Origin of the sequence: Aeromonas sp. L_1B5_3 (assembly GCF_963866575.1) — a bacterium.
Taxonomy (GTDB): Bacteria; Pseudomonadota; Gammaproteobacteria; order Enterobacterales; family Aeromonadaceae; genus Aeromonas; species Aeromonas jandaei.
In genome coordinates this window covers 1-20,161 of record NZ_CAWMDN010000110.1, presented here as the reverse complement: position 1 = coordinate 20,161, position 20,161 = coordinate 1, and the positions used below count along the sequence as shown (strand labels likewise).

Here is a 20,161-nt window from a genome sequence, read left to right as displayed (position 1 = left end):
GTTGCAAGGTATGCCGTAAATGGTGCAACTTTGCAGCGCTGAATGCAGGATGCAAAATGTGAAAAAGGGGAGCCTTGCTCCCCCATTGAGTTACTCAAGTCAGCAGTTACGCCAGCCACTGCTGCAGCTGGCGGGCCATGCCAACTGGCAGCAAGTGAGCGCGACTCAACAAGCGGCTACGCCAGGGCTCGGCCAGCAAGGTGGGGCAAATTCGCATCTCCCGTCCCCGGTCAGCCACGCGCACCAACCGATCGATAAGAGTCTCCAGCGGCGGATGCGCCGGCCAGTGGGGATACAGCTCGACAGTTGTGATATCGGCCAACTCGCACACCCGCTCCTCCTCATCTCCCTTCTCATCAGCCATTGGCCAGGGGTGAAGGACATGCAGCCAGCCCGGCAGTGCCACCTCCAGCAACTGGCCCAGCGTCGGCTGCACAAAATGGGGATCCCCTGCGGCTTTGAGCAGATGGCGCGCCCCCGCCAGCACCACCACACCGCGCGGGGGAAGTGCAAGAAGATGGCCGGCCAGCGCCAGATCCCGCCCCCGGTTGTGCTGCTGCCATCGCTCCGGACTCATCTCCTGCCACTCGAATGAGGGCTCGCAGAGATGCACCCGCAGCCGCATATGTTCAGGGCGCGCCAGATTGCTCTGGCGCAGAGCGGAAAAGAGAGCCGGAAACTCGGGGGCCATCCAGGCGGGAAAGGCGCAGGAGTCGAGCCAGACTGGATAGAGCCGTGCCAGCGTCAGCGGCTCACCCTGCCAGCTCTCCTGCCCCGTCAGCCAGGCATCGAGCAAGCCCTGATGGCGTTGGTTGCCGCACTCCAGCACCAGATCGGTCATGACTCCCCAGAGCGCCGGATCACACAGCCAGGCATGCTGGCGCCGGATAAAATCCGGGTGCCAATGCGGCTCCCCCAACCCCACCAGCTTGCCCGCCAACAAAGCTTCCCTGATAGCGGCAACCGGGGTCATGCGTCCCCCTCCTGCCGGATGTGCGGTTGTTGCCCGACCCCATCGACCCGCTCACAAATAAAAGCGCCGATCTTTGCCAGCCAGTCGGGATGCACCATCTCCTGATGCAGGCAGGGGAAGCGCTCATAGCGGATGTCCCCTGTTGTCAGCGATTCCCAGCCACGTCCATCCAGCCAGGGCTGGCGGGAGGCTGACGCCTCGATAAAGATCACCTCCCCGTGGTAGCAGTAGTCGACCGGCTCACGGATCAGCCGGTTGTTGTGGCCAACCAGCTCAATCATGGCGCTCACCACCTGCTCGTCGAGCATGGCCAGCGCACTCCCCTCTTCCCCCAGTCGGGCCACCACGTCGCCCCGAGTAAGGGAATCGAGCGCCTCGTCCGCAACCGCAATCCCCCCCATCCGCAGCAGCGCATCGAGCATCCGCTGCTCGTCGGGCAACGGCTGGGTCTGCCACTGCTGACAGGGGTAGGCATCGAGCAGCAGCACCATGGCCACCTCCTGTCCCTGCTCTTGCAGCATGGCGGCCATCCGGTGCACCAGCATGCCCCCGAGCGACCAGCCGAGCAGCCAGTAGGGCCCCTCGCTCTGCTGACGACGCAGCTCGGTCACATAATCGAGGGCCAGCTCGTCGAAGCTGGCGGGCAGCGGCGCATCCGGCTGGCAAAGCGCCCTTGCCTGCAGGGCATAGACCGCCATATCAGTCGGCAGATGGGGCACCAGCGGCGCATAACACCAGCCGAGCCCGCCGGCGGGGTGGACGCAAAAGAGGGTGGGGCCCGATGTACCCGCCTGCGCACCGGACGCTCGCAGGGGCAACAGCATGGGCATTGCCTCCCGCTCGCCGCCAAGACGGAGCGCCAGCTGGGCAGGGCTCGGCGCTTCGAACAGGCTGGCCAAGGTAAGAGTCTGTCCTATTGATTCCTCAATACGCACCACCAGCTGCGCCGCCAGCAGGGAGTGGCCACCGAGGGCAAAGAAGTTATCGTCGGCGCCGACCCGCGCCAGCCCCAGTATCTCGGCGAAGAGGCGACAAAGCCGCTCCTCCAGCAGGGTTTTCGGCAGTGACAGACCCACCGCCGACGCCATATCGGGCAGCGGCAGCCCCTTGCGATCCAGCTTTCCATTGGGGGTGAGCGGCAGCTCAGCCAGGTTTACCAAGAGCCCCGGCACCATGTAATCGGGCAAGGCAGCGCCAAGGGCGGGTACCAGCTCGGCCAGCGTCAGCTCTCTGCTATCTGCGGCCACCACATAGGCCACCAGACGGCGATCGCCGGGGGCAAATTCGGGGGCCAGCACCACCGCTTGCGCCACCCGGGGATGGCGCAGCAGCACCTGCTCGATCTCCTCCAGTTCGATGCGTTGACCACGGATCTTCACCTGAAAATCGAGGCGCCCCAGATACTCGATGGCACCATCCTCGCGCCAGGCGGCCAGATCGCCGCTGCGATAGAGCCGCCCCGCGCCGAAGGGGTTGGCAATAAAGCGCTCGGCGGTGAGCTCGGGCTGGCCAAAGTAGCCATCCGCCACCTGCACGCCGCCGATCCAGAGCTCTCCCGCCACACTGGGGGGCACCGGCTGCAACCAGGGGTCGAGAATGTGGATGCTGGTATTCCAGACCGGATAGCCGATGGGCACGCTGGTCACCGCCTCGTCTGCCCGGCAGGGATACCAGGTGACATCCACCGCCGCCTCGGTCGGGCCATAGAGGTTGTGCAGGGGGGCTGAAAATGTTCCATACCAGCGCTGCACCAGATCCGCGGACAGCGCCTCGCCGGAGCAGAAGACTTGGCGCAGGGAACAGCAACGCGCAGGCTCGGCCTGAGTGACAAAGATCTGCAGCATGGAGGGGACAAAGTGCAAGGTGGTGATCCCGGCCTGCTCAATCAGCTCGGCAAGGTAGGCGGGATCCTTGTGGCCGCCCGGTTTGGCGAGCACCAGCCGCGCTCCGGTCATAAAGGGCCAGAAGAATTCCCAGATGGAGACATCGAAACCGGCCGGGGTCTTTTGCAGCACCCGATCCGCCGGGCCGATGGGATACATGTGCTGCATCCAGAGCAGCCGGTTGACGATGGCACCATGGCTCACTACCACCCCTTTGGGCCGACCGGTCGAGCCGGAGGTGTAGATGATGTAGGCCGCATCTTCCGGCTTGGGGGCTGGCAGTTCACAAGGTGCTGTCGTTGCCAACTCTACCGCAGCCAGCTGCTCTGCGACACCGGGGGCATCGAGGCAGACAAGTGGCGCGGCCACATCGAGCGGCATCCGCAAGGTGCGACTGGTCAACACCAGCGCAGGATCGCTGCTGGCGAGAATGTAGCCGATCCGCTCCGCCGGATAGTCCGGATCAACGGGTACATAGACGGCCCCCACCGCCATGATGGCCTGCTGGGCGAGAATAAGCTCGGGAGCGCGCGGGATCACTACCGCCACCCGACAACCGGGGCCCACGCCCCTTCCCGCCAGATAGCTGGCCAACTGGCGGGTTCGCTGGCGCAGCTCGGCCACACTCCAGCGCTCGGCTCCACACTCCAGCGCGATGGCGCTCTGATCCGCCGCCGCCAGCCCTTCGGCCAGCAGTGCGCTCAGGGTGGTGGTCGGCAACGGATGGTCGGTCTGGTTCCAGCGCGCCAGCTCAGCCTGCTCACAGAGCAACAGCAGCGGCAATCGCACCGCTTCGGCCTCGTCATCCGCCTCACTCCAGGCCGCCAGATAGGCGACCAGCCGGGCCAGATGACGTCCGCTCTCCTGTTGGCTGAAGCGCCTCTGATGTGCTTCGAGGGTCAGGGTCATAGCGCCTGCCTCCTCGGTAAAATAGAAGGCGCACTCCTCCACCGGCCCCGCCGCCAGCACCAGCACCTCGCCACGAACTTCGTTGTGTCCTTCACCAAAGCTGAGGGTACGGGCAAAGGGCATCAGATTGACCTGAGGGCCAAACAGCGGCTGGCCCGGCTGACGCTGCTGCAACCACTCCTGACGGTAGCCCTGATGACGGCGCAGGGCGGCAAATTGCCGCTCGACCTGTGCCAGCAACTCCCCTACCCGGCTGGTGCCGCTCAGTTCAATGCGCAGGGGCACCACATTGACCTTCATGCAGGGGGTATCGGCCGCCGCTGAGCCCAGTCGCCCCATCAGCGGAATACCCAGCACTACCTCGCCAGCACCGCTCATCCGCTGCACATAGCTGGCCACTGCTGCCAGCAGCAGGCTGTAGGGGTGACAGGCCGAACGACTCGCCCGCGCCACCAATGCCTGCCACTGGCGGCCAGAAAGGCGCTGTTCAAGACGATATGTGGGGCCAGGCCCTTGCGCCGGACGGCGGGAGAGCGACGCCGGGTTCTCCACCCCGGCCAGCTGCTGCACGAAGAAATCGCGATCCCGCGCGGAGCGCGGCGAATCCTGATAGGCTGCCTCTTCGGCCAACAACTCCTGCTGAGTCGCATAACGGCAGGGGGCAGGCTGCTCGCCCGCACAAAGCGCCTCATACCAATTTGCCACCCGCTGGCAGAGCAGGCTCAGGCCAAAGCCATCGATGGCGATATGGTGCACGGCGATAAACCAGGCCCACCGCCCCTCGCCAAGGCGATAGAGCGTCGTGGCAAACAGCGGCCCCCCGGCCAGATTGAAGGGGACGGCCAGCTGCGCACGCATCTCGACCTGCGCGACCGCAAGCGGGTCAGCTTCGCTGCGCAGATCCCGTTCGCTCAGCTGCCAGCAGGCGGGGTTGGCCACCATCTGCGGGCCATCGGCAGTGGCCACAAAGGCGCAGTGCAGACCGGGGATCTCGTTGATGGTCTGACGCACCGCGCGGATGAAGTGATGGGGAGCAAGCGCCCCCTCCAGCAGCCAGTACTCGCCGGTATTGCAAGCGGGGCTCTGCGGGTATTTTTGCTGGGCAAACCAGATACCCGCCTGAGCGGTGGTTAGCGGCCAGCGCGGGTGCTCACCACGCAGGTGGGTGGCGCGCATCGCCATTGTCTGTTCCATGGGAATATCCTTGCGCAAACATCGAGCGGGCAGCGACTTGCCCCTGCCCGCATGGCTGAAAAGCGAGGAGGCAAGGCCTCCTCCATTAAGAAGGTGTCGCGCCTGCCGGATCGGCAGCGCGCGGGCTAGACCCCCAGAGTGGCACCGCCATCGACCACCAGATCCTGCAGGGTGATATGGCTGGCGGCATCTGAGGCGAGAAACAGCACGCAGGCAGCCACCTCGTCGGGGGTCCCAAGTTTGCCAAGGGGGATACCCAGCTTGAACTGCCCGGGCAGGCCCGCGATGGTTCGCAGCTCTCCTTCCTGCTGCGCCGCCTCCCCCTCCTGCCACATGCCGTACAGCATCGGGGTGCGGGTCGAGCCCGGCGACACCAGATTGCTGCGCACCCCATAGGGAGCAAGCTCCAACCCAGCCGTTTGAGTGAGGCTGGTCAGCGCCGCCTTGGAGGCGCCATAAATGCCCATCCCCACTCGCGGCACCCGACCAGCATTGGAGGAGACATTGACGATGGCGCCCCTGCGCCGCCCCTGAAACCAGGGGGTCAGGGCCCGCATCAGGTAGAAGGGGGCGAAGGTGTTGATGGCGAAGGTGCGTTGCAAGAGGGCGTCATCCACCTCATCGATCCTGCCGGTCGCCAGTACGCCGGCGACATTGACCAGCACATCGGGCCCCAGCCCCTCGTCCAGCAGCTGTTCGCAGCAGCGGGTCACGGCCTCGCTGTCACTCACGTCGAGCACCACGCCCTTCACGTTGCCGGGCAAGGCCTCGGCCAATTGCAGATCGAACGCCACCACGCTGGCCCCCGCCTCGGCAAAGGTGCGCGCCACCGCATGGCCAATTCCCTGCGCCGCGCCGGTTACCCAGACGGTTCTGCCTTGCCACTCACTCATGGGGTGCACTCCGGTTCGGTGACGTGCTCTTCGTTGACCTGATAAGCCTTGTCCTGACTGACATTGAACTGGCTGACATTGGGCGGACTGACGTGAATCTGACGGGAGAGGAGCCCCCACCAGTGAGCCAGAGTCGGCGTGCGGGCCAGCTCTGCCAGCTCCACCACCAGCCCCTGCTGGCGCCACTCCTCCACCAGCCCCATTACCGCCAGCGAATCGAGACCGTAGTCGAGCAGGTTGTCATCCTCGGTGGGCTGCTCCTGCTGCATCTCGGCGGGCAGCCGCGCCAGCACCAGATCACGCAGTGACTCTCGAGTCAGGGGGCGTTTGCTGGCCACCATCACCTCGGCCACGGTAATCACCCGACCGGCATTGCGGCTGACATAGGAGAGCGCCTGCAGGTGATCCTCGCGGGAGAAGTCGGCGATGGCATCAGCCACCAGGAAGGGGCGGATATCGCGCATAAAGGCATCGACCGCCGTCTGCATCACCCCGATATGGCCGTAGATGCCGCAGATCACCAGTTGATCCCGCCCCCATCCGGCCATCAGCTCCGCCAGCGGTGAGCGGCAAAAAGCGCTGTAGCGCCACTTGGTCAGCACCGTATCCTGCGGCTCGGGGGCCAGCGCCGAAACAATCGGCTGACGCTCCGGCGCTCGGGTCAACCCGGGCCCCCACATGTCGTTGAGCAGCGCCCGATCGGCCTGACTCTGTTCGGCGGGCTGGGCGGTATAGACCACCGGCATGCCAAGAGCACGCGCCTGACGGATCAGGGTGGCAATATGGTCGATGACCTGATTGATCAGCTGATTGTCCGCCCCGTAGAAGTCGACGAAATAGTGCTGCATATCGTGGACCAGCAAGGCGGCGCGGCCCGGTTCGAAGGGCCAGTTCACCCGCCCGCTGGGCAGCTCCTCGGGGGTGGGCAGCGGATAGGCGGCGAGGGATTGAATGGTCATGCACACTCCTTGGCGAGCTGCTCGCGCAGCGTCTGTTTGTCTATCTTGCCGACCGGGGTGTGGGGCAGTTGCTCCACCAGCACCAGGCGATCGGGCAGTTTGTAATCGGCCACCCCCTGCTCGCGCAGGAAACGGCGCAAGCAGGGCAGATTGAGGGGCTCGCGGCACATCAGAAAGGCGCAGCTGCGCTCCCCGAGCATGGGATCGGGCATGGCGACCAGCGCCGCCTGCCGCACATCTGGATGGGTAATCAGCAATTCTTCAATCTCGAGGGCGTCGATCTTCTCCCCGCCCCGGTTGATCTGATCCTTGTTGCGCCCCACCACCATCAGATGGCCACTGGGCAAGCGGCAGACCAGATCGCCGGTGCAGTAGAAACCGTCCCGATCAAAAGCCCGCTGATTGTGGGCATCAGCCTTGAAGTAGCCGCGAAAGGTGTAGGGGCCACGCGTCCAGAGCTCGCCGCACTCACCATCGGGCAAGGGGTGCCCATCGCTATCCCGCACCTCCACCTCGTCACCCGGGCTCATCGGGCAACCCTGGGTATTGACGATGTGCCACTGGTCATCCTCGGTGCGGGTGTAGTTGACCAGCCCCTCGGCCATGCCGAACACCTGCTGCAAGCGGCAACCAAGGCGGCTCGCTACCGCATCGGCATGAGCCGGACTGAGGCGCGCACCTCCCACCTGCACACACTCCAGAGAGGTCTGCGGATAGTGGCTGGCCGCCTCCAGCCAGAGCGCCAGAGCCGGTGGCACCAGGGCCGCCCAATTGATCTGATGACGCTGCACCAGCGGCAGACAGGTTACTGCGGAAGGATCCTTTGCCAGCACCACGCGGCCACCGGCATAAAACACTCCGAGTGCGCCGGGGGAACTCAGGGGAAAGTTGTGGGGCGCCGGCAGGGCGCAGAGATAGATCACCCGCTCATCCCAACCACACACCGCTACGCTCTGGCGCACGCTGTAGCCATAGTCATCGTGGGTACGGGGGATCAGTTTGGGAGTGCCGGTACTGCCGCCGGAGAGCTGGAAAAAGGCGACCTGATCGGCCGGGGTTGGTGTAGGCGCTGTGGCCACCTGCACAAAACCATCAGCACGAGCCACGGTTTCAGACTGACGCCATGCAAATCCTGACTGAAGATCGCCCCCTTCTGCTGGCTCGAACAGCAGTGTCTGACAGGAAGGCGATACCCGCTCATCAAGGGCCGCGAGGCTTCCCCCTTCACCGGCAAAGCCGGGGTGAGAGGGGCTGAGTACCAGCAAGGCGGGCTCAATCTGGCGGGCAAAGGCCACCAGCTCGCGCCGCTGATGGCTATAAAGGGCATGCACCGCCACCACTCCGCAGCGGATCAGGGCAAACCAGCAGATATAGAACTCGGCGCAGTTGGGCAACTGCACCAGCGCGGTATCGCCATGGCCGAGCCCGCGCACGGTCAGCCGCGCCGCCAGCGCATCGACCTCACGTTTTAACTGGCCATAACTGAGGGTGCGCTCGCCGCAGATCAGGGCCGTGCGCTCGGGATAACGTTCGGCGGAGTCATCGAGCAGGGCGGTGAGCGGTTGCCCGCGCCACCACCCTTGCGCACGGTAGTGGGCTGCCAGCTCTACAGGCCAGGGGGTAAAGGGCACCAGCGGCTTCATGCAGTTACCTCCGGCTCCCGGCTCTCGAGGCCAAACGCCCGCAGCATGGTGCCGAGTTTGGCGGCGGTCTCCTGCCACTCTGCTTCCGGCGAAGAGCCCACCACCACCCCGGCACCGGCATAGAGCCGCAGTTGCCTGCCGGCCAGCACGCCACAGCGAATGGTGACTACCCACTCGCCATTGCCATCGGCATCCATCCAGCCGACGGCGCCGCAGTAGAAGCGGCGATCGTACCCCTCAAGCCGGGAGATGGCCTGACGCGCAGCCGAGAGCGGCGTGCCGCATACCGCCGGTGTCGGGTGCAGCGCCAGCGCCAGTGCCAGCACGGGAGAGGGCTCATGGAGCCGTCCGGCAATGCGGGTCGAGAGGTGCCACATGGTAGGAGTGGCGATCACCTGCGGCTCCAGAGGGACGTCCAGCTCGCGGCAGAAGGGAGCGAGGGCCGCAGCGACCGCATCGGCCACCAGCGCATGTTCATAGCGATCTTTCTGGGCCCCCAGCAGTTCGGCACTGGCCACCTGTTGATCGGAAAACGCGTGGCGCGGACGGGAGCCCGCCAGTGGATTGCTCACCACCGCCATCTCGCTGCGTGATACCAGCAGCTCGGGGCTGGCGCCAAGCAGGGTCTCCCCCTCCGGCAGCGGGATCTGGAACACATAGGCGCCCGGATTCTGGGCCAACAGAGAGCCATAGGCGTGTGCGGGTGAGGTCTGCTCTGCGCTCTGCACGTCGATGGCGCGCGACAGCACCACCTTCTCAAGCTGACCCTCGCTGAATTGCTGCAGCGCCGCCCGCACCGCCCCCTGATAGTGGGCAGCGCCCGTTACTTCGCTCACCTCGCCATGGAGCTGGCAACAGCGGGTGGGCAACAGGGCATCCCTTGCGACCCATTGCGATTGCGCCGGGATCACCAGATGCCAGGGAGATTGGGTATCAAACGGAATGGCGCCGATGGCGATGGGATTGTCCATCCCCTGCTGGCGCAACTGACGCAGATGGGCGAGCAGTTTTTCCGGTGGAATGCCGGTAAAACTGTCGTGGATACCGGAAGCGACCAGTACCCTGTCACCGCTGGCAAAACAGCACACTTTATCCAGCCCGGCCGCAGTGGCGGGCCACTCTCCTTCCAGTGCATGGTCACACATGACGGTGCTACTCCTTGGAATGAATCACTACCTGAAACGACAGAATGTGAGTCATTTGACCCACCATGTCGCAGGGTGAGCGGCATCCTAACAAGGAGTGAAAAAACGATCAATACAAATGATAATCAATTTCATTAACTTCTTTTTAGTCAAAAGAGAGGGGCGAACGAAACCGAACATCGCCGATAAAAAAGAGTTGCGATCGGAGCAAATTCAACTTGATAATGATAACGCTTATCATTTGAATGTTATGGAAGATGTAAATAATGAAATCCTCAACCTCCCGTTTTATTGCCCCCAGCCTGCTGGCCACCACCATAGTCACCCTGCTGACCCAGCAAGCAATCGCCGCCAGCAACGCCCCTCAAGCTGATGAGGTGATCACTGTCACCACCACGGCGCACAATACCCGCTCGGCCCCCGCATCCATCTCGGTTATCAGTGCCGAACAGATCAAGGCCGCACCGGTCAATGACCTTGCCGACCTGCTGCGCCACGAGGTGGGCATCCAGGCCGAGACCGATACCAATGGCCGCAGCGATATCGGCATTCGCGGCATGTCGGGCAAATACACCCTGGTGCTGGTGGATGGCAAACGCCTCTCCTCCTCCAATGCCCTGTGGCGCGGTGGCAACTTCGACAACACCCCGGTCCCCCTTGGCATGATCGAGCGGGTCGAGGTGATCCGCGGCCCCATGTCGGCACTTTACGGCTCCGATGCCATCGGCGGTGTCATCAACATCATCACCAAGCAGCCGGGCAAAACCTGGCAAGGGGCAGCCGATGCCGACTTCAAGGCCATCGAGGGCAAGGATGGCGGCGATCAGCACAGAACCAACCTGGGCTTTACCGGCCCGCTGACCGATAACCTGCTGATCCGGATGAATGGCGAAGTGTACGACCGTCAGGCTTGGACTCCGCCGGAAGCGGCCGATGGCATCCCGCTTATCGAAGCCAAGCAGACCCGCAACTTTGCCTCCACCCTGAGCTGGCTGGTGGATGAGCAGCAGCGCTTCGAGTTTGACTATCTCTACAACCAGGATGAGCGCCCCCTCGATATCTTCCGCAAGACCGGCAACAAGGTGCACAGCCGCCAGCAGCAGAACGATCGCAACCTGTTTGGCCTGACTCACAAGGGGAACTGGAGCTGGGGTGACACTACCGTCATGGCCAACTATGAAAGCTCCCAGATCGATGATTTCAATACCAGCTACTCTGCCCCGCAGCAACGGGAGCTGGAAGAGAACACCTTGACCCTCAAGGGCTATACCAACCTGGCGCTGGCCAACCACTACCTGACGCTGGGTGGTGAATATCTGGATCGGGAGCTGGTGGATGCGGTGAGCTACAAGGATATCGGCGGCAAGGAGAGTCACTCCCAGGAGGCACTGTTTGCTCAGGACGAGATCGGCCTGACCGACAGCCTGACCCTGACTCTGGGCGGTCGTTACGATCACCACGAGATCTACGGCAGTCACTTCACCCCGCGCGGCTATCTGGTCTACGAACTGAACGATGTGGTGACCGTCAAAGGCGGGGTCAGCCAGGCCTTCAAGGCGCCGGCACCACACCAGTACTCCAATGGCTACAGCATCGAGAGCTGCGGCGGCAGTTGCCGCATCTATGGCAGCGACAAGGTCAAGCCGGAAACCAGCACCAACTACGAGCTGGGCGTCATCGCAGGGCAAGGGATCTGGGAAACCAGCGCCACCCTCTTCTACTCCGATATCGACGACATGCTCACCTTCAAACAGCTGCCAAACTCCACTGACCGCACCTGGTACAACCTGGAGAAGGCCACCACCAAAGGGCTGGAGCTGACCGGCAGGCTCGATCTGACCGACGACATCAATCTGGGTGCCAACTACACCTACCTGAAAGCGGAAGGCGTTCAGGGTCAGGCCCTGCCCGAACGGCCGGAGCACAAGGCCAACGCCAAACTGACCTGGCAGGCCACCGAGCGGGTCAACGCCTTCGTTGGCACCACCTACACCGGCACCCAATATGCGGAGCAGACCGTCAACAAGGCCGTGGTGCTGCACAAGCTGCCCAGCTATCAGACCTTCGATCTCGGCACCGGCTTCAAGGTCACCGAGAACTTTGATCTGCGGGTCGGTATCACCAACCTGACCGATGTTCGCCTGCAGGAGAAAGACCCCACCTTCCAGAACGTGGAGCCGGGTCGCAGCTACTACATCAGTGGCTCGGCCCGCTTCTAAAGCTCATCAAGCCAACAGCGCGGGCCCATGCCCGCGCTGCGTTGCCCGACACAATAAGGGGAAGATCCCCACTGGACAGCAATGAGCATGCAGGTTTCCATTTCCATAAGGATCGCTCATGTTCACCTCACTACTGAACGCATCACCCCTTGCCACCCTGCCCACCCCGGATGAGTTGCTGCAAGATCACCCCGTTCCTCCCCGACTCGCCCGTCAGATAGCACGTAGCCGCCAGCAAGCCCGCCATATTCTGCATGGAGAGGACGACCGCCTGCTGCTGGTGATCGGTCCCTGCTCCATCCACGATCCCGTCGCCGCCCGCGACTATGGTGGCCGGCTGGCCGAGCTGCAGGGCCAATACGGGGATCAGCTACAAGTCGTGATGCGCACCTATTTCGAAAAGCCGCGCACGACGCTCGGCTGGAAGGGATTTATCTTCGACCCGGGTCTGGACGGCAGCGATCGGCTAGCGGAGGGGCTGCGCCAAGCGCGCGAACTGCTGCTGGCACTCGGGCAAGAGGGGCTCGCCTGTGCCACTGAATTTCTCGATCTCACCAGCATGATCTATCTGGGGGATCTCATCAGCTGGGGCGCCATCGGTGCCCGCACCACCGAATCCCAACTGCACCGCCAGCTGGCCTCGGCCCTCCCCTGCCCCATCGGTTTTAAAAACGGCACCGATGGCAACATCCGGATCGCAGTCGAAGCCATCCTTGCCAGCCGGGCCGCGCACCTCTATCCGCAGCCTTCCGGTGACGGGCGGCTGGTACTGGTGCGCAGTCATGGCAACCCCGATGGTCACCTGATCCTGCGCGGTGGCCGTCAGCCCAACTATCAGAGCAATCATGTGGCAGAGGCTGGCGAGCTGCTGCGTCAGCATCACCTCTCCCCTCGCCTGATGGTCGATTGCAGCCACGGCAACAGCCAGAAACAGCACGCCCGCCAGCTACCCGTGGCCCGGGATCTGGCTGCCCAGCTGGGCAACGGCTGCCACAGTATCGCAGCCGTCATGGTGGAGAGTTTTCTCAAGGAGGGACGCCAGGATATAGCCAGCAAGCCGCTGTGCTACGGCCAGTCGGTCACCGATGGCTGTATCAGCTGGGAGCAGACGCGGGTAGTGCTCGATACCCTTGCCGAAGGGGTGGAAGCGCGCCGCCAGCAGCGCATTGCCCTGGCGGGGTAAAACCGGAACGCATATGGCGGATAAAGATATGGCCCCGATGGGGCCATATTGCTAAGGACTTCTCGCCGTAGATCAGGCGACCGATTCACGCTCCACCAGCTGGGCTTCGAATTTGAGCGGCAACCCCTCTACCGGCTTGTGATCGAGCAGACGCAGCGCCAGCTCGGCGGCGCGGCTGCCCATCTCCTCGATGGGGTAGCGCACCGTGGTGAGCTTGGGATAGATGTAGCGGGCATAGGGAATATCGTCGAACCCCACCACCGACACCTGTTGCGGGATCTTGTAACCACGCTCCAGCAGACAGGAGATGGCTCCGGCCACCATGCCATCGTTGAAACCGAGCACGGCAGTGAACTCGACACCGCGCGCCAGCAGTTCGCTCATCGCCACATAACCACCGTTCTCGTCGGCAAAGCCGCGGCTGATCAGGGCCGGATCAAGGGCGATACCAGCCCGCCCCAGCGTCTGGGTATAGCCCGCCATCCGTTGCTGACCATCGACGAACTCCTCGTCATCGGAGGTAATAAAGGCAATCTTGCGATGACCGGCATCAAGCAGATGCTGGCAAGCCGTGGTGATCCCGGCCTTGTTGTCGAGCCAGACGCAGCGATCTTCGGCGCCCGGCACCTGACGGTTGATAAAGACGATGGGAGTGGTGCCCGCCGCCAGCTCGCTCAGCTCCTCGTCGGGCAGCGCCTTGCTGTGCAGGATCAGGGCATCGCACTGACGTTGCAGCAGGGCCTGAATGGCATGGCGCTCGCGGGTAATGTCATGGTTGCCCGACATCACAATGGTGAACTTGTTTGCCCGATCGACCATGGTTTCAATGCCCCGCATCATCTGGGCGAAGAAGGGGCCACCGCAGAGGTCGCCGACCAGCACGCCGATGCAGTTGGAACGCTTGCTGACCAGAGCCTGGGCAAAACTGTTGGGCCGAAAATTGAGTTCCTTCATGGCCGCCAATACGGCCTCGCGCTTTTCCGGGGCGACCTGCGCCGTGTTGTTGATCACGCGCGATACGGTGGAAATAGACACATTTGCCAGCTGAGAAACGTCTTTTATCGTTGCCACTATCCATTCCTTTATTGTGAGGGGAACCTGCTGGTGCCGACGGCCGAGTATATCCCGCTCCCTGGAACATTTCCCGGAGCCCGATCACCACTCATGTTTCCTTTTGTAACAGAGCGTTGCTGATGATACCCGCTGCCTGCGGGATTTGAAAACGGGGCCGACTGGCGGCCCCGTGCTCAATAGGCGTGGTTGAGCTCCCGGTCCGACATGAAGCGCAGCGGCTGCTGCAGCTTGTGCTGATAGATGAGGTCAAACGACAACACGTTCTGCACGTAGTTGCGCGTCTCCTTGTAGGGAATGCTCTCGACCCAGACATCCATCGGCTTGTTTTCACTCTGATCGCGCCAGCGCTTCACCCGACCGGGCCCGGCGTTGTAGGCCGCTGCCGCAAGGATCCGGTTGCCATCGTAGAGATCAAGCAAGCGCTTGAGGTAGGCGCTCCCCAGCCGGACGTTCATCGCCGGATCAAACAGCTGCTGTTCGCTGCGATAGGGCACACCGAGCTTGCCGGCAGTCTCTTTGGCGGTCGAGGGCATCAGCTGCATCAGACCGCGCGCCCCCACCGGTGACTGGGCCATCGGATAAAGAGCACTCTCCTGACGGGAGATGGCGTAGAGCAGGCTCATGTTGACCGCCCGCTCCCGCGCCACCTGACTGAAGGTCTGGGTGTAGGGTTTGGGGAAGCGCAGCTCCAGTGCATCCCACGCTTCGGCGCGGATGCTGGAGAGAATGGCCAGTTCATGCCACCCCTGATTGAGGGCGATATGACCAAACTCGATGCGTTGGGCCACCGGGTTGCGATCCATGTTGTGGATCCACTCGGCCCGTGCCGCCGTGATTTCGTTCATCGACAGCAGCTCGCGCACCCGCAGCAGGAAGGGCCAGCGCTGGCTGGCAGTGCGCCAGTCCGGTACATGCTTCACCCCCTGATTGACCATGCGGTAGGGCACGCCGGTACGCTGGGCCGCCATAAAACCGTAGAAACCACGCAGGTTGGCGGTCTCCAGATAGAGATCCTGAGCCGGTTTCTTCTGCCCCTGCACCTCGAGGGAGCGCGCCATCCAGTAGCGCCAGCGATCCTCTTTCTGACGCGCCATCGGCATCTTTTTCACCCAGCCGGAAAGGCCGCGCCAATCCTGTTCCCAAATCGCGAGACGGGCCCGCAGCTCGGTAATATCGGGATCGGCCAACCGCACCACGGTATTGTCGAGCCAGCTGCGCTGGGCCAGTGAGCGATCCAGCAACAGACGACGGGCAATGGCACGCTCAACCGGCTTGGCCTCGGCCTGAGTCAGACCAAAGCGGCTGCGAAAGAGCGTCAGCTGACGCAGTACCGCTTCCGGCTCCTGATTGGCATAACGGGCCAAACCGAGCGAGAGCAGCTTCCTTGAGTAGGGATTGCTGCTGAAATAGGCGGGATTCATCGCCTTGGCTGGCTGCTCGAACAGGGTCACCATCTGATCGCCATAGCTTTGCAGGCTACCTGACAGGTTGGCCCCCAGATGACGGATCAGGTTGGGGTTCTCCGCTTCGAAAGCGAGGGTCATCCGCTGCCAGATTTTATCCTGGGTACGCTGACCGGATGCCTGCCACAGCTTGAAGAGTGGCGAGCAGGCATCGGGGCGGGATTGACCGCTCATCCAGAGTTTGCCAGCCCCCTGCAGCGCCTCACCCTGTTTGCCGGTGTTGTAGAGCGCCTGATAGTGCATGCAGAGCAGATCGGTGGAGCTCGGCTTGGCCGGGTAGAAGCGCAGGAATTGCGACCACTGCTCGCTCTGGGCCAGATAGGTGAGGTAACTGCGCTCCAGCCGGTTTGACTGGGGGGTGTCGCCATGCTCGCGGATAAAGCGGGTCACATCGTTGTAGTCGGCCGCCCCGGGCCGAAAGGCGAGCTGGTAGTAATCGAGGTAGGGCAACAGGGGATAATGAGTCAAACGGGCTCGAATTTGCTGGAAACGGGCCTGATCATCGGCCTTTACCGCATCGTAGGCCTGACGGTACAGCGACTGCTCCGCTGTTTGTGCCATCAGACCCGGCGCAAACAGCGCCGACAAAACAATTCCCCATACAGCTTTCACTGAACATCTCCATTGCGAGGCAAGAACACCGCCCGCGGGCGGTGGGTCTACTGCTTCCCATTCTACCCGTTGCCAGCCAAGGCGACAGCGGGGAGAGGAGACTATTTTTCTACGCCGCTCAGCTGAATTTCACGCGGGTACTCTTGTCTTGCGAGGCGCTGCACATATTTCTCCAGATAGGGCACCGGCAACGGCTTGGAGGCGAGGTAGCCCTGATAGAAGCTGCACCCCTGCGCCTTGAGAAACTCCAGCTGCTGGCGTGACTCCACCCCTTCGGCGGTAACGTTGAACCCCATGTGGCGCGCCATGGCGATCACCGCCTCGACGATGGCCATGTTGTCGCCATCCTTGGGGATGTCCTGAATGAAGGAGCGGTCGATCTTGAGCTCGTCGGCGGGCAGCCGCTTGAGATAGCTCAGGGAGGAGTAACCGGCGCCGAAATCGTCGATGGCAAAGCTGATGCCAAGGGATTTGAGATCCGTCATCTTGCTGATGGTGTCCTCGGCATGGCCCAGCACCACAGATTCGGTGATCTCCAGATTGAGGCAGGCCGGATCCATGCCGGTTTGTGCCAGCACATCGTGGATCCACTCGACAAAGTCGGTGGCATGGAACTGCTTGGCACTGACGTTGACCGAGATCTGCGGGATATGGATTCCGTTCTCCTCCCACAGCACATACTGGGCACAGGCTTCGTGGAGCACCCAGTTGCCGATATCGACGATGAGATCGCTCTCCTCGGCGATGGGGATAAACTCGGCCGGGGAGACCAGTGCGCGTCCCGCCGGCTGCCAGCGGATCAGCGCCTCGACGCCGATGATGTCGCCGCCATCCACCAGATGCTGGGGCTGATAGTAGAGCATCAGCTCCTGCTGATTGAGGGCGTTGCGCAGCTCGTTGTGAATGTGCAGGCGGCGATCCGCCTGCTGCTGCATGGAGGCGTCAAAGAAGCGACGGGTCTTGCGACCGGCCGACTTGGCCTGATACATGGCGGTATCCGCCTGCTTGAGCAGATCATCCACTCCCTGCTCCCGATCCGGAAACAGGGTGATGCCAACGCTGGCACCGATGTGCAGCACCTGCCCCGCATAGGTGTAGGGCGCGGCAATCTCGGTGATGAGCCGCTCGGCAATGATGTCGGCCTGCATCTCTGCCTGGGGCGGACTGGCCGACAGCGATGGCAGCAGCAGGACGAACTCATCCCCACCGAGGCGAGCCAGACAATCGCCCTGACGCACCAGCCGCTTGAGCCGGGTCGCTACCTCTTTCAATAGCCAGTCTCCGGTGGCGTGGCCAAGGGAGTCGTTGATGGTCTTGAAGTGATCGAGATCGATAAAGAGCAGCGCGCCGATCAGGCAGCTGTGAGTCGCCTCGTTGAAGGTCTGAACCAGCGTTTCGTGCAGCTGGCGGCGATTGGGCAGACCGGTCAACTCGTCGTAATAGGCGAGATCCTGGATCCGCCGTTCGGCCGCCTTGCGCTCGGAGATATCCTCGAAGCAGATGACGAAGTGGCTTATGCCTCCCTTCTCATCCTGCACCGGCGTTACGATTTCCCACTGGGGATAGGTATGACCATCGGCGTGCAGACGCTGGGTCTCACCCTGCCAGCGGCTCAGGGGATTGAGCTCATAACCAAGCCCCCCCAGATTGGGCCAGAGATCCTGTTCCAGCTGCAGGCCGAGCACGGCCTGGCTATCAAATCCGGTGATCTGGCTAAAGGCGTTGTTGACCCGCAGGATCTTGAATCCCGGGTCGGTGATGATGATCCCCTCATGGGTTTCGAAAGCTACCGCAGAGAGGCGCATCTGGGCATCTGATTGCAGCCGTTCCAGCTCGGCAACCATCCGCACAGTGAAGGTGTTGAGCACCGAGTTGAGGTTCGCCATGTCTGCCGGCGCCGAGCTAAGCAGCGCCAGATGGCCCAGCAGTTGCCCCCGGCCATCAAACAGCGGCTGACCGTAATAGGTCTGACCGGCGGCCAGCCACGGCTGGTACTCTTCCTGCTCGGAGATCACCTCCAGGCAGACCGCGCCCTGCCGATAGAGCTGCTGGCAGGGGGTTCCCGCCAGCGGGTAATCCTTGAGCACCAGCCCGTCGGCGGCCAGCACCCGCACTCGATCCGCCGAGCTCAGCTCACCGACCCAGACCGCATCGACCTGCAGAATGTGGGAGAGCTGTTTGACCAGGGTGTTGAAGAAGTCGAGCCCGGTGCGGGCAGAGAGGGCCTGCGCCAGCTGGGTGAGCAGACTGGTCTGCAGCAAAGGCAAAGAGAGCTTGAGAGAGGTTGCGGCAAGCGGGATCAGCCAACCACAGCAGACCTCCTGGTTGGGCACAAACTGGCCGCTCCAGAGCACATGGTTGAGGGCTCCCTCTTTATCTCTGAGGTGGCCGATAAACTGTTCCGGCAGGTGTGATTCATGAAGGCGGATGAGGAAGTCGGCAAAGCCCGCTTCATCTTCCGGCAGCAGCTGGTCGGCCCATGGATGGACTCCCTTTCCTTGCCACTGCTGGCAGGTGCCCTGATCAGAGAGACTCCACTGATCATGCTGCCGATCAAAAAACCACATGACCTGAGTGGCTTGATGCTTCATTTATGACTCCAACACAACAACCGACCACGTTTGATGTCCAGCAACAGGCAGCAGCAACCGCTCCGGATCCGTTCATGAGGTCGAAGACAGGAGGGGCAAAGTGCAAACATGCGATATCAAGCAGTGGGAACCGGATATGAGGTCGACACAGGGTGCTGCCAAGAGGGGACAGAAACGATCCTATTCCCGTCATACTGCCTGCCAGTTTCAAGGAGCTCAAGCGATTTTTGGCACGAAACCGGAAAAGATCACAATTTATAAGTTGCTGAATAATGATGGCTGAATTTTGTGACATATGTCACATTTTAAGCACCGCCAATCAGTAATCTGAAGGTGAAGACACAAGCAAGACGACCCGAAGGGGGCCTATATGAAAATCGAAATTACCAGCAAAATCATCGACATCACCCCGGCTATTCGCGAGCGTATCGAATCCCGTTTTGAAAAGCTCGAACGTCTTCAGGTGCCTCTCATCACACCCCATGTGATTGTCTCCAAAGAGCGTCTGATGTTCATTGTCGAAGCCAGTGCTGGCATCCCCAACGGCAAACTGTTTGCCCAGGCAGAGCATGAGGATCTCTACGCCGCCATCAACGAATTGGGACAAAAACTGGAGCGTCAACTCAATCGCCATACCGAAAAACCCATTGCCCGTCGCGCCAATGCCGCGTTGAAGGAGCAGGTTGAAACGGACGAAGCTGACGCATAAGGCATCACGGATCACAAAGAGCATAAAGGCGGGTTATCCCGCCTTTTTGTTTGCCTGATGTTCAGCTGGCTGAACAAAAACACCAGCCCCTAGCTGAGCCAGTGAAGACGGGTATCGACCCCCTGCTGCAGCCGGTCGAGCACCGGCAACAGCACCAGCGGATCCTCCTCCCGCGGCACACTGGCTACCTTGTGTTGCAGCTTCTCGCGCCCCAGCAGCGTCAGATTGTCAAACACCGCATCATCGATCAGCGGCTGTCTGGCTACCAGTGGCGGCGTTTGCAGTGCCAGCCAGAGCCGCACATCCACCATGCTCCCCCCCTGCTGCAACCGCTCATTGATGGCACTGCAGTCACTCCCCGCCCCCTCGGCCATCAGCACCTGAGCCTCTCGCAGCTCAAAGTGCGCTCGCCAGTCCCGCGTGTCCAGGCTTGCCGCCGGCTTGGCATCGAACCAGGGCTGCTCTTCAACCGCATCGGTCAGCAGCGCCAGCTGCAATCGGAAATCAGCCCGATCGCCATGCTGAAGATCCAGGTTGAGACGTTGCCCCAACTGGCCTTCATCGACGAGCAGCTGATTACGGATTGAACTGGGTAGCATGGGATAACTCTTGGAAATGGTGATTTCATCTCTTATCGGCCACATATCCAATTCTTTTAATGGAAAAATCTGCTTCAGGGGTTCACAAAAGCGGAAGATCTGTTAGTATGCG

The 20,161-nt window shown here is 62.1% G+C and carries 13 protein-coding genes; 3 read left to right on the top strand and 10 right to left on the bottom strand.

The window, feature by feature from the left end; all coding sequences use genetic code 11:
- Positions 1-106: 106 nt before the first annotated feature.
- The 6 genes from AACR93_RS08925 to AACR93_RS08900 all read right to left on the bottom strand — a co-directional run bounded on the left by AACR93_RS08925 (position 107) and on the right by AACR93_RS08900 (position 9,599).
- A complete protein-coding gene (locus tag AACR93_RS08925) occupies positions 107-973 on the bottom strand; it encodes a hypothetical protein (protein WP_043850539.1) in 867 nt (288 codons plus the stop codon).
- Complete coding sequence (locus AACR93_RS08920; RefSeq protein WP_043850538.1) at positions 970-4,959, bottom strand: non-ribosomal peptide synthetase; 3,990 nt, start codon at positions 4,957-4,959, stop codon at positions 970-972. Before AACR93_RS08920 ends, AACR93_RS08925 begins: the two co-directional genes overlap by 4 nt.
- Positions 4,960-5,084: 125 nt before the next feature.
- Positions 5,085-5,852, bottom strand: coding sequence for a 2,3-dihydro-2,3-dihydroxybenzoate dehydrogenase (gene dhbA / locus AACR93_RS08915; protein ID WP_043850537.1), 768 nt, complete (start codon positions 5,850-5,852; stop codon positions 5,085-5,087).
- Complete coding sequence (locus AACR93_RS08910) at positions 5,849-6,811, bottom strand: isochorismatase family protein (RefSeq protein ID WP_043850536.1); 963 nt, start codon at positions 6,809-6,811, stop codon at positions 5,849-5,851. The genes dhbA and AACR93_RS08910 overlap by 4 nt, the downstream gene beginning before the upstream one ends.
- Positions 6,808-8,454 carry a (2,3-dihydroxybenzoyl)adenylate synthase gene (locus AACR93_RS08905; RefSeq protein ID WP_043850535.1) on the bottom strand — a complete coding sequence of 549 codons (1,647 nt, stop codon included), beginning with the start codon at positions 8,452-8,454 and terminating at the stop codon, positions 6,808-6,810. The genes AACR93_RS08910 and AACR93_RS08905 overlap by 4 nt, the downstream gene beginning before the upstream one ends.
- A complete protein-coding gene (locus AACR93_RS08900; protein ID WP_043850534.1) occupies positions 8,451-9,599 on the bottom strand; it encodes an isochorismate synthase in 1,149 nt (382 codons plus the stop codon). The genes AACR93_RS08905 and AACR93_RS08900 overlap by 4 nt, the downstream gene beginning before the upstream one ends.
- A gap of 266 nt (positions 9,600-9,865) precedes the next feature.
- Here AACR93_RS08900 and AACR93_RS08895 point away from each other — a divergent pair, with 266 nt between their 5' ends.
- Both AACR93_RS08895 and AACR93_RS08890 read left to right on the top strand, forming a co-directional pair.
- Complete coding sequence (locus AACR93_RS08895) at positions 9,866-11,818, top strand: TonB-dependent receptor domain-containing protein (RefSeq protein WP_043850533.1); 1,953 nt, start codon at positions 9,866-9,868, stop codon at positions 11,816-11,818.
- Between the two features lie 118 nt (positions 11,819-11,936).
- A complete protein-coding gene (locus AACR93_RS08890; protein ID WP_043850532.1) occupies positions 11,937-13,001 on the top strand; it encodes a 3-deoxy-7-phosphoheptulonate synthase in 1,065 nt (354 codons plus the stop codon).
- Positions 13,002-13,073: 72 nt separating this feature from the next.
- Here AACR93_RS08890 and AACR93_RS08885 read toward each other — a convergent pair whose 3' ends face one another.
- The 3 genes from AACR93_RS08885 to AACR93_RS08875 all read right to left on the bottom strand — a co-directional run bounded on the left by AACR93_RS08885 (position 13,074) and on the right by AACR93_RS08875 (position 18,741).
- Entirely contained in the window at positions 13,074-14,072 is a 999-nt protein-coding gene (locus AACR93_RS08885) for a LacI family DNA-binding transcriptional regulator (RefSeq protein ID WP_042033294.1), read from the bottom strand.
- A gap of 176 nt (positions 14,073-14,248) precedes the next feature.
- Positions 14,249-16,150 (bottom strand): transglycosylase SLT domain-containing protein, encoded by a 1,902-nt coding sequence (locus AACR93_RS08880; RefSeq protein WP_043850531.1) that lies wholly within the window; start codon positions 16,148-16,150, stop codon positions 14,249-14,251.
- 101 nt (positions 16,151-16,251) lie between these two features.
- Positions 16,252-18,741 (bottom strand): putative bifunctional diguanylate cyclase/phosphodiesterase, encoded by a 2,490-nt coding sequence (locus AACR93_RS08875; protein ID WP_043850530.1) that lies wholly within the window; start codon positions 18,739-18,741, stop codon positions 16,252-16,254.
- 370 nt (positions 18,742-19,111) lie between these two features.
- Between AACR93_RS08875 and hpf the strand changes: the two genes are divergently transcribed.
- Positions 19,112-19,450 (top strand): ribosome hibernation-promoting factor, HPF/YfiA family, encoded by a 339-nt coding sequence (hpf, locus tag AACR93_RS08870; RefSeq protein WP_033113440.1) that lies wholly within the window; start codon positions 19,112-19,114, stop codon positions 19,448-19,450.
- Positions 19,451-19,539: 89 nt separating this feature from the next.
- Here hpf and AACR93_RS08865 read toward each other — a convergent pair whose 3' ends face one another.
- A complete protein-coding gene (locus AACR93_RS08865; RefSeq protein ID WP_043850572.1) occupies positions 19,540-20,049 on the bottom strand; it encodes a VC2046/SO_2500 family protein in 510 nt (169 codons plus the stop codon).
- Between the last annotated feature and the right edge of the window lie 112 nt (positions 20,050-20,161).

Excerpts from the sequence above, each read along its gene's own strand:
- AACR93_RS08905 (WP_043850535.1), bottom strand. The coding sequence starts at position 8,454 with ATGAAGCCGCTGGTGCCCTTTACCCCCTGGCCTGTAGAGCTGGCAGCC.
- AACR93_RS08875 (WP_043850530.1), bottom strand. The coding sequence starts at position 18,741 with ATGAAGCATCAAGCCACTCAGGTCATGTGGTTTTTTGATCGGCAGCAT.
- AACR93_RS08925 (WP_043850539.1), bottom strand. The coding sequence starts at position 973 with ATGACCCCGGTTGCCGCTATCAGGGAAGCTTTGTTGGCGGGCAAGCTG.
- AACR93_RS08865 (WP_043850572.1), bottom strand. The coding sequence starts at position 20,049 with ATGCTACCCAGTTCAATCCGTAATCAGCTGCTCGTCGATGAAGGCCAG.
- AACR93_RS08910 (WP_043850536.1), bottom strand. The coding sequence starts at position 6,811 with ATGACCATTCAATCCCTCGCCGCCTATCCGCTGCCCACCCCCGAGGAG.
- AACR93_RS08920 (WP_043850538.1), bottom strand. The coding sequence starts at position 4,959 with ATGGAACAGACAATGGCGATGCGCGCCACCCACCTGCGTGGTGAGCAC.
- AACR93_RS08900 (WP_043850534.1), bottom strand. The coding sequence starts at position 9,599 with ATGTGTGACCATGCACTGGAAGGAGAGTGGCCCGCCACTGCGGCCGGG.
- AACR93_RS08895 (WP_043850533.1), top strand. The coding sequence starts at position 9,866 with ATGAAATCCTCAACCTCCCGTTTTATTGCCCCCAGCCTGCTGGCCACC.
- AACR93_RS08890 (WP_043850532.1), top strand. The coding sequence starts at position 11,937 with ATGTTCACCTCACTACTGAACGCATCACCCCTTGCCACCCTGCCCACC.
- dhbA (WP_043850537.1), bottom strand. The coding sequence starts at position 5,852 with ATGAGTGAGTGGCAAGGCAGAACCGTCTGGGTAACCGGCGCGGCGCAG.
- hpf (WP_033113440.1), top strand. The coding sequence starts at position 19,112 with ATGAAAATCGAAATTACCAGCAAAATCATCGACATCACCCCGGCTATT.